This is a genomic window from Bacteroides sp. f07, from assembly GCF_042854785.1.
Taxonomy (GTDB): Bacteria; Bacteroidota; Bacteroidia; order Bacteroidales; family Bacteroidaceae; genus Bacteroides.
In genome coordinates, this window is sequence record NZ_BAABXI010000003.1 from 1,124,701 (window position 1) to 1,137,467 (window position 12,767).

The 12,767-nt window shown below is 43.0% G+C and carries 8 protein-coding genes; all 8 read left to right on the top strand.

Annotated elements, in window-relative coordinates:
• Positions 1-91 precede the first annotated feature (91 nt).
• The 8 genes from ACGHVY_RS23960 to ACGHVY_RS23995 all read left to right on the top strand — a co-directional run bounded on the left by ACGHVY_RS23960 (position 92) and on the right by ACGHVY_RS23995 (position 12,762).
• A complete protein-coding gene (locus ACGHVY_RS23960) occupies positions 92-3,409 on the top strand; it encodes a SusC/RagA family TonB-linked outer membrane protein (protein ID WP_390602006.1) in 3,318 nt (1,105 codons plus the stop codon).
• Positions 3,410-3,442: 33 nt separating this feature from the next.
• On the top strand, positions 3,443-4,999 hold the full coding sequence (locus ACGHVY_RS23965; RefSeq protein ID WP_390602007.1) for a RagB/SusD family nutrient uptake outer membrane protein: 1,557 nt from the start codon (positions 3,443-3,445) through the stop codon (positions 4,997-4,999).
• A gap of 25 nt (positions 5,000-5,024) precedes the next feature.
• A complete protein-coding gene (locus tag ACGHVY_RS23970; RefSeq protein WP_390602008.1) occupies positions 5,025-5,858 on the top strand; it encodes a DUF4843 domain-containing protein in 834 nt (277 codons plus the stop codon).
• Between the two features lie 13 nt (positions 5,859-5,871).
• The gene (locus ACGHVY_RS23975; RefSeq protein ID WP_390602009.1) at positions 5,872-7,566 is read left to right on the top strand and encodes a PKD-like family lipoprotein; all 1,695 of its coding nucleotides are present in this window, start codon (positions 5,872-5,874) and stop codon (positions 7,564-7,566) included.
• Positions 7,567-7,579: 13 nt separating this feature from the next.
• Complete coding sequence (locus tag ACGHVY_RS23980; protein WP_390602010.1) at positions 7,580-8,992, top strand: DUF1735 domain-containing protein; 1,413 nt, start codon at positions 7,580-7,582, stop codon at positions 8,990-8,992.
• Positions 8,993-8,995: 3 nt separating this feature from the next.
• Positions 8,996-10,393, top strand: a complete 1,398-nt coding sequence (locus ACGHVY_RS23985; protein ID WP_390602011.1) for a TlpA family protein disulfide reductase — start codon at positions 8,996-8,998, stop codon at positions 10,391-10,393.
• A 191-nt stretch (positions 10,394-10,584) separates the two neighbouring features.
• The gene (locus tag ACGHVY_RS23990) at positions 10,585-11,829 is read left to right on the top strand and encodes an aspartyl protease family protein (RefSeq protein WP_390602012.1); all 1,245 of its coding nucleotides are present in this window, start codon (positions 10,585-10,587) and stop codon (positions 11,827-11,829) included.
• 159 nt (positions 11,830-11,988) lie between these two features.
• Complete coding sequence (locus tag ACGHVY_RS23995) at positions 11,989-12,762, top strand: radical SAM protein (RefSeq protein WP_308744050.1); 774 nt, start codon at positions 11,989-11,991, stop codon at positions 12,760-12,762.
• Positions 12,763-12,767 lie beyond the last annotated feature (5 nt).

The following is a 12,767-nucleotide window of genomic DNA, read 5'->3' on the forward strand; positions in this document are numbered from 1 at the left end:
TTTCCTGAAAATAAATCTATTTATGGGTAACCATTCTTTTATAAAACTCGTATAAATTAAAAAAAATAGATTTATTTAACCAATCGGATTTATGGAAAGACAAGCATGGAAATTGATTGTTTTGCTTTTGTTATTCTGCTATGTTCATTCACCTTATGTAGAGGCACAAGTTGATAATGGAAAGCAAATAACAATGGAATTTAAAAATGAAGGTTTGCCTTCTATTTTTAAACGTTTACAGAAATTATCGGGATATAAGGTACTTTTTATCTACGATGAAGTTCGTTCTTATCATTCTACCGGAAAGGTGGAGAAAGTTTCGGTTGAAGAAGCTTTGAAAGTAATTATTGGGAAGCATCCTTTGAAGTATGCTATTGAAGGGCAATTCATCAATATTACAAATAAAAATCCTCAGAAAGTCATTCCGGAAGTAAAGGGTAGAATTATTGCTGATGAAGACGGACTGCCTGTGATTGGTGCAACAATTCAGGTAGAAGGAACTTCCATTCGTACCATTACAGATGCGAACGGGAATTTCCGGATTGCCAATGTGCCTTATGGTAATCGGATAAAGATATCTTATGTAGGTATGCAGGCTCAATCGCTGTCTCCGAAAGCCCAGATGTCGGTGATATTGAAAACCGATACCAAGGCGTTGGATGAAGTGGTGGTGGAAGCAGGTATTATCCAGCGCAACAAGATGGGGTTTACCGGATCGTACCGGACAGTCAACCAGGAAGAACTGAAGGCTGTAGGTAATATAAACGTGCTTCAGAGTTTGAAAACACTCGACCCCTCTTTTGTTGTGGCTGATGATATGTCGATGGGTTCCGACCCTAATACCATGTCGAAAATTACGATGCGTGGCGGTACTACGATGACTATTTCCGGCATTTATGACGATACGACGACCAATCCCAATGAACCTTTGTTTATCTTGGATGGTTTTGAATCCACCCTGCAAGAGATTAATGATTTGGATATCAATAGAATTGAGTCTATCACTTTACTTAAAGATGCTGCTTCCACCGCCATTTACGGTTCGAAGGGAGCGAACGGCGTGGTGGTTGTGGAAACTATCAAGCCCAAAGCGGGCGAAGTGATGATTAATTATAGTGGTGACGCACAGGTGGCGTGGGCCGACCTGAGTGTTTACAACATGATGAACGCTGCCGAGAAACTGGAATTTGAAGTCTTGGCGGGTCGTTATGGTGATTTGAATGACTGGTCGGGCAACAAAGAAAGCATTGCCCAGTATCACCGGGCAATGGAGAACGTGAAAAGAGGAGTGGACACTTATTGGTTGAAAGTACCTGTTCAAACTGCCATTACACAATCTCATTCGTTGAATGTGTCGGGAGGTGATAAAGGATTCCTATATCAGATAGGTGCCATGTTTAAAGATATACAAGGAGTGATGAAAGGCTCTGCCCGCCAGACGTTCGGAGGAAATATGCGTATGACTTACCGTAAAAACAAGTTTAATATTTCTAATAACTTAAACGTGAATGTAACCAATGGTAATAACGGTGCATGGGGCTCTTTCTCTGAGTTTGTGAATGCCAATCCTTATTATCCGATGATAAATGAAGATGGTACCATATCTCGTGATTTGGATGTATACATACGCCCTAACTATACAGACGTAGTCGCTACCAATCCGTATTACAATGCCATGTTACCTTCGGAAGACAGGTCTAAGATACTTTCTGTTACCAACAATACCAATCTTAACTGGTATATTATTGACAATTTGCGTTGGACGGCTTCAATGAGTTTGGGTACTACCAATACGGATAATATGAATTTCACCGATCCGGCTCACACCAAGTATGCTACGTCGGATTATACCAAACAGGGTGAATATTCTTCATCAAAAACGAGAAGCTGGCGTTATATCATGAATACCGGTGTGGCGTATGCACTTTCTTTGAAAGAACATAATCTGACATTCAACGGCCGTGCCGAAATCAGGTCTACTTCTTCCAATACGGAGTCGTTTGTGGCTACCGGTTTCCCGAAAGGTGTGGGGCCTATCCCTTCTTTCGCCTATTCGTTCAAAGAAAACTCAACGCCCGGATATAACGAAAGTATCAGTCGCGGAGTTAGTTTTCTGGGTACTTTCAATTATAACTATAAGTATCGTTATCTGTTCGATGCCAGTATCTCAAGTGATGGTTCCACCTCTTTCGGGCGCGATAAGAAATTCCAGACATTCTGGTCGGTGGGAGCAGGATGGAATGTCAGTAAGGAAGCATTTGCCAAAGATTGGGACTGGATGCAGGAGCTGAAGTTGCGCGGTTCGTTCGGTAGTAACGGTAACCAGAATGTGAGCAACCTGACAAGTAATGTATACAGTTACTATGCGGGAAGTGATATATTCGGCACCGCTTCCTATCTCTCCGGCTATGCCAATCCTAACTTGGAATGGCAAGTGGTGAAGAAGACTTCAGTGGGTGTCGACCTTATGTTCTGGGAGAATCGTTTGTTGCTGACTATGGATTACTATCACACCAATACCAATCCGTTGGTAGTCTCCATCCAGCAGAAACCTTCCAGCGGGTTGTCCTCTTTGCCTATTAACCTGGGGCATCTGAATACCAACGGTTTTGAATTTAACGTAAGCTGGTATGCAATCAAAAACCTTGAAAAGCGCATTATGCTGAACTTCCGACTGAACGGGAATACCTATAAATCCGTATATGGTGGTTTTGGTGCGGCTCTGGCAAACTTGAACGATGCGTATAAAAAAGACTCCTCGGTAGATAGTAAGTTGAATGTAAACTCAATGATACAATATCAGGACGGCGAAAGTCCTTCCGCTCTTTTTGCAGTTCGTTCGCTAGGTATCGATCCGGCAACGGGTAAAGAAGTATTCCTCACCAAAAACGGAACACCTACCTTCGACTATAATGCCGATGACCGTGTGAAGATAGCCGATACGAATCCGAAAATACGCGGTGTATTCGGTATATCATTCACTTACAAGAACCTGCAAGCCAGTGTCAATTTGCGTTATAACTTCGGTTCGTATGCTTTCAACTCAGCGTTATTCAATAAGGTGGAGAATATTTCTGCATCCAATATCGCTCACAATCAGGATAAGCGTGCCTTGTACAGCAGGTGGAAGAATGCCGGTGATGTGTCACAGTTCAAAGGCATTTCGTTGAGTAAAACGACTCCTATCTCGTCTCGTTTTGTTCAGCGTGACAATTATCTCCGTGGTGAGAGCGCACGCCTTAGCTGGGACTTCTCCAGAGACGAATGGATTAAGCGTTTGTTCCTGAAAGACTTGCGTTTCAATGTTTCGTTTAATGATTTCTTCGATTTGAGCGAGATGAAGCGCGAAAGAGGGACAGACTATCCGTTCCAGAGAGCAGTCTCTTTCGGACTAAGTGCCCGTTTCTAGCGATACAATACATTAATTTATAAAGCATTAAGTATGAAAAGATATTTATATTTCATTTATTATACAGTAGCCGTAGGCTTCTTGACTTCTTGCAGTGACTTTCTGGACGTGGCGCCGAAAGACAAGGTATTGGAAGAAGACCAATACAGCACGGAAGCCGGTATTCATGGAGCTTTAAACGGGCTTTACAGGCAGTTCATATCTACCTCCCTTTACGGAGCGAATTTATCTCAGACAGCTCTCGACGCAATGGGACATTACTATACGTATCCCCCGACACAACCGTCGACCAGCAAACTGTCTTCTACTCTGTTTTTTCTCTGTAACGGGCGGTCTGAAGAATATGGGGCGGCAGAAAACATATTTGCCGATGTATGGAAAAAAGGATATAATACGCTTCTCAATGTCAATTACTTCCTGAAGAGCATGGAAGGCTCGACTGCTGTTATCGGCAGTAATAATAAAGATGTATTGATGGGCGAGGCATACGGATTGCGGGCTTATCTCCATTTCGATCTTTTCCGTTTGTTCGGCCCCTGCTGGGAAGATCGTTCAAACATCACAAAGATACTGCCTTATAGCAGAAGCACGGATATGATATTGAATCATGTGGGTTATGAAGAAGATGTGTATTCTACTGCCGATGAATATCTGGAATATGTATTGGGAGATATCCGTAAGGCAGAGCAGTTGCTGGCTGCAGATCCTATCCTCTCCGATGATACCGCCATCAGTAAAGAACTGATAAGTGATTTTTATAAGAACCGCAACCGGCGCATGAACTATTATGCGGTGAAAGCCCTCGAAGCCCGTGTATTGCAATACATGGGAGACTATAAGAATGCGGCTATCGCAGCCAAGATAGTGACCGACCAGATAAGCAATGAAGGAAAAACGTTCAAATGGACGGATATTACAAAAGTGCTTGCCAACAAAGATTATTCTTTCTTCAATGAAGTAGTCTTCGGTATCAATAATCCGGATATGCTTTCTAATTTCAACTCTTTCTACAATAAGACAGATATCACTGACTTTTATGCGGTTGACCGCGACAATCTGGTTCAGAACATCTATGCCGGTTTTGGCGATAACCTGAAAGCGATAATAGATGTCCGTGCCCGGCAGTGGACGGAAAGTAACGACCAGGGAGGAAGTTCCAATATCTCTTATTCGCAGAATGGAACCTACATTTCTAACAAGTTTAACATTACAACGAATACGAACCTTCCTGCATTGGTCGATTTCCAGCCGTTGATTCGTATTACCGAGATGTATTACGTCCGTGCGGAAGCCGCTTTAAAAGATGGCGATAAGAAGACGGCTGCCGGATTATTGAACACCATCGCTTCTCATAGGGGTATCCCGGATACCAGCTTTTATTATCTGACCGAGAATGATACGGACGAACAGTTCTATTCTCACATTCTGAGTGAGTATTATAAGGAGTTCTATGGAGAAGGGCAAGTTTATTTTTACCATAAGCGGATGAAGAGCAAACAGATGTTTCCCGGATATGGGGGAGCTCCGGCATCGATAAACACAGATGCGATGTACAATATACCTATTCCGAATATTGAAACGGATATATAATAAAGTCTTTAAAAATAAATTCAATATGAAAAGAAACAGTTTTAAATGGTGTGTCTGTGCACTTCTATTCCTGGGGATAGGATGGGCATCTTGCGCTGACGAGGATTTAATGACTTACGAAGATGTACCTCGAATTTATTTTAAATATGCGGATACTTCCGATTTTGGTGATAGAGATGATCAGATAACTGTCAATATGGGATATGACAGACCGTTGAAAGACGATAGTATCATCAGGATTCCCATCAAGTTGATGGGACGGGTTGCGAAGGAAGACCGTGCGGTGAAAGCAGTGTTGATGTCCGAGGAGTCTACCGCTACCGAAGGCAAAGATATAGAGATTCTGTCCGCCTGTCTGCCTGCCGACTCAATCTTTGGTTTTGTGGCAGTACGGCTGAACCGTACGGAAACAGTGGATAAAGAAATGCTGTTTGCCCGCATTCGTCTGGCTTCAAATGAGAATTTCCACACGGATTACTCCACATCCATAAATGATAAAGGAAATGATAGAAACGGATTGATTTACAATATATACTTTACGGCATTGGCGGAGAAGCCCAGTCTGTGGGCGGCTTCATATTCGTCGATGACTCTGGAAAGTATATTCGGCTCATACAGCAATACTAAAATGAATGTGATATATGAGGCTTGCGGAGTGACAAGAGAATTCTTTGAAATAGATCCTGATGATAACGACCCGACAGGAAATGCGACATATACAAAACGCTTTCAAAGGGAAGTTTCTTTTGGAATGGTTTCACTCATCAATCGCTATTTAACAAAATATAAAGAAGAACATGGAGAACCTTTGCTGGATGAATTTGGCGAAGAGGTTAAGGTTCCTCTGGGTATTCAATAAAAAGATGACGGATATGAAATATAAGATAGATTTAAGAATAATAATTGTATGTGTCGGGATACTGTCTCTGACGGCGTGCAATGAAGACAAGGGCAATTATGACTATGAAGCAATCAACCGGGTGACAGAAATTACTAACATTCAAGAGAGCTATACGGTTGAAGTGGGAGAACAACTGATGATTACCCCAAAACTCGATACGTCTTCGGGCAATGCGGATAATCTGGATTGTACGTGGTATTATAGAAGCGGGTCAACATGGGAAGTATTACAGGAAGGCAAAGATCTCGATTTTGTCATAGCCGATCCCATCGGTGCTCCGAACACTACATATACGTGTGCTTTTGAAGCTAAGAATAAAGTGACGGATGTTGCTTACCGGCAGATTTTCAGTATAAGGGTATCAGGAACTTTCAACAGGGGATATGTCCTGCTGTATGAGAAAGAAAACGAATTTGATATGGGAATGATTGTTCAGAATGCCCAGAATCAATGTATCCCTAAGTATGACATATTAGCTTCTACCGCGCCTTCCCTGCAACGTGAAGGGGTGAAGCCTTATGAACTCAAAATCTTCACCGACCCCACTGCTCCCCATCCGTATAATACGGACGGATCCGGCCGTTCGGTATATGTGCTGACCGACCATTATACGACACGTTTGAGAGTGGCCGATTTCAGTTGGGATCCTTCTTACGATATATCCAATTCCGTAGAAAACGGTTCACCTGTCCATCAGAACTATATAGCTGCCGGGCGGCCTATTGTTGCGGAGAAGATGAAAGTCAGCTTTTTCCCTTTAAGTGGTAATTTTAAGCCTCATGTCTATATATATATGAATGAGGACGACGGAAAAGGGAATTGGTATATGTACAACACTTATCCGGTATACTACTTCCTTTCCTTTCCGATGAATGCTTATCGTACGGGAAATACCGTATACGATAGTGAGCGTTTCGAGCCTGCTCCATTCCTATTGTGTGGTCCTAGAATTACGCTGTTTTTCAATGAGGAAAATAATAAATTCAGTTGCCAGACTACGTACCGTGGTTCTAATGATTTCACTACATCGTTCTTCTTTACCGAGAACTTCCTGGATGAAAGTTCCGACCATATCTTCAATTTTAATGATGGAAATGAAGGGTTGCTGTATATGGGCGAGCGTTATTCTACAGTGAGTAAAATGACGGCTTTCGCCTTTCTGAAACAGGGTGACGGTAGATTTAAATTTATTGAATTTGGTTTCCAGTCGAGCACTACCGCTCTGGTGACAAAAGACAATAAACTGAGGACGTGTATGTTCGATGCTTCTACGGGAATAGACCGTGCCAAGTTTATTGCTGCCGCTCCCGAACCCAACAATGCATTTATTTACTATGCCACGGAAGACAACCGGGTATTTTATGCCGATGTATCGGGCAGCAATGCAGTGGTAAGGGAAATTACGGACAAAGTTATCTCCGATGGTTATAATGAAATAACCTCTTTGAAGTTTATGATTCCCAGCACGAGCAGCAAATATCTGGGAATTGCTACTTACAACAGCTCTTTGGGAAAAGACGAAGGAGGCAGAATAGACTTTTATGAAATGCCAAGTGTGTCTTCCGGCGAACTTACCCTGGCAAAGCATGAGGTGAATGATGATGAAACGATAGAGATGTCGTGGAAAGGTTTTGGAAAGGTAGTGGATATAGATTATAAACCTTAAACGATTTGGAAAGATGAAAAAGATGAAACTTAGAAAAATAGCAGGCCTGCTGGCGGTGGTTGGCGGTTTTTGCAGCTTTCTGGCAGGATGTACGGATGACATCAACAATTATGAGAAACAGACTCCTGCTGAGGCTACCAACAAAGTGTTTATCAGCGAGAAGTACGCTTCGCTAGCTTTCAATGCCCAGCGAACGGTGGAGGGTGAGGTTGCCAACATGGATACATTGGTTGCCAAGCTGGTGGTCAACTGCACGACCCCTGCAGGAGGTGAGTTGAAGGTGAAAGTGACGATTGATACCTTGTTGGTAGACGTATACAATAAAAAGAATAAAAGTACCTATCACCGATTGCAAGGCAATTGGATTAAGCTGGATAAATCGACGCTGACTATTCCCGAAGGAAGTATGGAATCATCAGATACGCTTACCGTGGCCCTCGTCCGCTCTTTAAACCTATTCACCAGTATGGATGGCTACATCATGCCTGTCCGCATCACTTCGGCCTCAGGTTATGATGCACAAGTAGATTATAGTAAAAGAGTCTCTTATCTGACTTTGGATGTGACGCAGGAGAATGGGGTAGGATTTGAAGAAGGAAAAAATAGTGTGATGGTTACAGGAAACGAAAGTTTCACCGGATGTGAACTGCCCCTTATGGCTTATATTGCATCAGACAATGATATCAACGTAGCTTTGGAAGTGGATAATAATCTAGTTGCAACTTTCAACAGCCAATATGGAACTGATTTCAAAACTCTTCCTGTTGGTGACTGGGAGTTGTCTGACGTCACACTGCCGGCAGGCGCCACCTCTACTACGGGGCGTATCACCTACAAGGGGAATGCTTCGCAGTTTGCCGGTGACAATTATCTTGTTCCTGTCAAAATAAACTCAATTACCTCGCCGGGTGCGACGGAACCTGTCAAGACGATGCGTACCGATGTCTATTATCTGGTTATAAATTCCGTATCCGGTGGATATACGCTTGAAGAAGATGATTCCGCATTCGGTGGCGTGCAAGAGCCGGACAGATCTGCTTACAAAGCCATATCGGACGAATATAAATTTACCGTAGGCAGTTGGGATAGTATGTTTGAAGGAAGTTTTTGGGTATTGGATGTTCCGGCAAGCGTTACCATCGACTTGGGACGTGAAGTAAGTAATATAACCGGAATATATCTCAGGGCGAACAATAGCACGATGTCTCCCGCAAGTATGGACTTGTCTTATGCCGGAGAGGAAATGTATGATGCTACCCGCCTTCTGGTAAATCTCGGTTCCGTGGAACTTCCCAGCCGATGTGAACATATGTACTACAAATTTGCGAAACCTGTTACCGCCCGCTACATCGGGTTGAATAATATGGTAGCCAAATCATCGTTCTATTCTTGCAAAGATTTTTATATATATACTCAAAATGAATAATCCATGAAAAAGTTATTAGTAATGATTCTTCCTGCGTTCCTTTTTACAGGAAGTTTGTTTGCACAACAGTCTACCGTCAGTGGTGTGTGGGAACGGGGAAAGACGAAAGCAGTTAAAATGTTCAAGATTGCAGAAGACAGCGGTTTGTCCGAAGTAGCTGCCTCGCCATTGGGCGAAGACGGTAGTTTCCGGATGACGTTTACACCAGAAAAGGAAGGTTATTTCGTGTTGGGTACTTCTTCTTCGGTATCTCAGAATCGGTATACATTTTATATGAAGCCGGGAGACCCGTTGAATGTGCGGATAATGCCCGAAAGTTATGAACTGATAGGAAAAGAGAATACGGCCGAGAACAAGGAAATGGCCCGTTGGCACGATTTTATTTTTCCGCTGGAAGATAAAGCCGTATATTTTATGGGAAAACACAGTACGTATGTAGATTTCTTTCCGCTACTGGAAGAAAAGCTCGACAAGATGAACTCTTATAAGGTGAAGAAGACGAAGAATAAGGTTTTCGACACTACATTTGCCGATTATCGTAAGTATGATATGCTTTTCAATGCCGTACAGTTTATTTACACAGTAAGGTCGGCGCATCCGCAGAAAGAAGATTTCATCGACTATTATCGTCAATTAGATATTCCCGCCCTTGCCCGCACCACAAGTATCCTCAATTATCCCAATGGAGCGCGCTTGTTTGTCAATGCCTATATGCTCAGTCTTATGGTGTCCGACTCTCCTGCAGCCGCAGAGAAACGAAAGACCCCCGTTACGGCTATGTTGAAGGAAGACGTCGCGTTGATTGGCAATGATACTATCAAAGGAGAAATCACATTGATGTTCAGTGGAATGAACAAGACGCAGGTAGGTTTGGAGCAATATAAGAAGGAATATGGCAGTTTCTTGGTTACCGACAACCAGAAGAAGCGTTGGCAACGCATTGAGGATAACTTCAAGGAGAATGTGGAGAAAAAGACCCCCATCAACTTTACTTTCCCCGATGCAGGAGGAACCGACGTATCCCTTTCCGAATTTCGTGGTAAGGTGGTGTATATCGACATCTGGGCTACCTGGTGCGGTCCGTGCAAAAGAGAGATGCCGGCTATGAAAGTATTGGAAGCCGAATATAAAGACAATAAAGACATCGTATTCATGGGCGTTAGCGTAGATGCAAGAAAGAATATCCAGAAATGGAAAGACTTCCTGGTGAGTGAACAGCTTCCCGGCGTGCAGCTTTTTGCCGGAGATATGGCAGGACCTACGTTATCCAAACCTTATAACATCAAAGGTATCCCCCGTTTCATGTTGGTGGGCAAAGATGGAAGTTTAATTTATATGGATGCTCCGCGGCCTTCTTCTTCCGAGATACGGGCGGTGCTGGATGCTGCATTGAAGAAATAAGCGTTTCTCAATCGGTTGATATAGAATTACTTCACAAAATGCAAATACCAGAGTCGGTGGGTATATAGATACAGTCTGCTGGGCATATATACCCACCGTAGTGGAGCTATATATCCACCGCGGTACATCTATATATCCACCAAGCAGGGAATGAATGCTTGCTTTTCACTTGAATATAAGAGTAATAAATCATGAAATACTTCCAACTAATCATGTGCTTTCTGTTTCTTCCTTTGATGGTAAACGGAAAGGCGAACGTAGACAGCATCCGTCTCTCCATAAAATATATGGAAGATGGCTTGAGGACAAAAGAAGTCATTGTAGCACAAAAGAGTTTTGCTCCCGATTTCTCCATCAACATTTATTCGTTGCCTTTCGCATCCGGCTTGTTGCAACAGATTATGGAAGGTATTACTTTCCAAGCCATCCGGCCGGACTGGCAGGGAATGAAAACAGAAGGAAGCGTCACCAGTCTGGAAGTCCGTTTTGCATTGGCTGACGGAAAAGAAGAGAAGAGCATGGTAGCTTTCAATGAGTCCGGCAAGATTCTCTTTGTCGATTATTTTGACCGGTTGTTCGGTGATAGCCGTTACCGGAAGTCGTCGTTGGTAGCCGTTCTGCCTTTTCAAGTAGAAGGCGGTTCTATCATCTTGTCCGCCCGTTTGAACGACAGTCCCCGGGTGATGTCGTTCTTGCTCGATACGGGAGCCGACGGAATGGCTATCCGCCGTTCGTTGGCAGATAGTATCGGATTGAAAGTCAGCCGTTCGCAAGAAACGAGCGTTGTAGGCGGACGGAAAACGGTGCAGATATCTTCCGATAATACACTTCGTCTGTCGGACAGTTTATCTTTGAAAAGGCAGAATATTGCCATCTTCGAGAATGTGCGTAACGGTACGGATGGCATCATCGGGCTGAACCTGATAAGAAAGTATATCACTGAAGTGGATTTTGATACACAGACCATATCGTTATATACTTACGGTGAGTACAGCTTTCGGAGGAAAGGGCGCACTATTCCTTTGAGGGCGCCGAGCCTTATCATGTTACCTTCCAAATTAAACTTGACAGGGCATAAAGACATTTCAGGTAATTTTATAATGGATACGGGAGCTAATTATTATTTGATAGCTTTTAGTCAGTTTGTTCGTGAGAATAGGTTACTGTTGAGTGGCTTCAAGCCCGAAGGAAGTGGGGCAACGGTGAGTCTGGGGCATTCTACACCTGTTTATTATGGTCGTGCGCGTTCATTGAAGGTAGGCAGTCTGACGAGAAAGAATATCCCCGTAACTTTACAGGCTTCTACAAGTGGCGATACTTCGGACCATACTGATGTAGACGGATCAATAGGGATACAGTTTTTCAGTAACTTCAATTTTACAATTGACTTGCTGAGGAAAGTGATACATCTGTCTCCTCGTAAGAAGTTAAAATAAGGTATTCTTCTAGTAATGGCAGTGCGGCTATAGTCTAGGGAAACTTTCTGCAAAAGTATGTCAGTTGAATGAAGAAACATGATTAAAAAATGTTCATTTGAATTAATAACCTGAAGTTTTTTGAGTTATCTTTGTTGTAGCTAATTAAACAATAATAAGATGACTATTATTTTTCCTTCACCCATCTTCGGTCCTGTTCATTCCCGCCGTCTGGGTGTTTCTTTGGGGATTAACTTATTACCGGATGACGGTAAAGTGTGTTCATTCGACTGTATTTACTGCGAATGTGGTTTCAATGCCGAACATCGTACGAAAAAGCATCTTCCTACCCGTGAAGAAGTCCGCACAGCTCTTGAAGAGAAACTGAAAGATATGCAGGCAAATGGTCCTGCTCCCGATGTACTGACATTTGCCGGAAACGGTGAGCCGACTGCGCATCCCCATTTCCCGGAAATCATAGAAGATACGCTTGCGCTCCGCGATACCTATTTTCCGAAAGCGAAAGTAAGTGTATTAAGCAATTCTACGTTTATCGATCGTCCCGCTGTCTTTGATGCGCTGAATAAGGTTGATAATAATATTCTGAAATTGGATACGGTGGATGAAGAATATATCCATCAGTTGGACCGTCCGAACGGAAAATATTCCGTAAAGAAGGTTATTGAGAAAATGAAAGAATTCAAAGGAAACTGCATCGTACAGACAATGTTTCTGAAAGGTGGTTATCAGGGAAAAGACATGGATAATACGTCCGATAAATATGTACTTCCTTGGATAGAAGCGGTGAAAGAAATAGCTCCTAGCCAGGTGATGATATACACGATTGACCGTGAAACGCCTGATCATGATTTGCAGAAAGCTACCCATGAGGAGCTAGACCGGATTGTCTCTTTACTGGAAAAAGAGGGTATTTCGGCAACGGCTTCTTACTGATTGAG

Excerpts from the sequence above, each read along its gene's own strand:
- ACGHVY_RS23960 (WP_390602006.1), top strand. The coding sequence starts at position 92 with ATGGAAAGACAAGCATGGAAATTGATTGTTTTGCTTTTGTTATTCTGC.
- ACGHVY_RS23970 (WP_390602008.1), top strand. The coding sequence starts at position 5,025 with ATGAAAAGAAACAGTTTTAAATGGTGTGTCTGTGCACTTCTATTCCTG.
- ACGHVY_RS23965 (WP_390602007.1), top strand. The coding sequence starts at position 3,443 with ATGAAAAGATATTTATATTTCATTTATTATACAGTAGCCGTAGGCTTC.
- ACGHVY_RS23980 (WP_390602010.1), top strand. The coding sequence starts at position 7,580 with ATGAAAAAGATGAAACTTAGAAAAATAGCAGGCCTGCTGGCGGTGGTT.
- ACGHVY_RS23975 (WP_390602009.1), top strand. The coding sequence starts at position 5,872 with ATGAAATATAAGATAGATTTAAGAATAATAATTGTATGTGTCGGGATA.
- ACGHVY_RS23985 (WP_390602011.1), top strand. The coding sequence starts at position 8,996 with ATGAAAAAGTTATTAGTAATGATTCTTCCTGCGTTCCTTTTTACAGGA.
- ACGHVY_RS23990 (WP_390602012.1), top strand. The coding sequence starts at position 10,585 with ATGAAATACTTCCAACTAATCATGTGCTTTCTGTTTCTTCCTTTGATG.
- ACGHVY_RS23995 (WP_308744050.1), top strand. The coding sequence starts at position 11,989 with ATGACTATTATTTTTCCTTCACCCATCTTCGGTCCTGTTCATTCCCGC.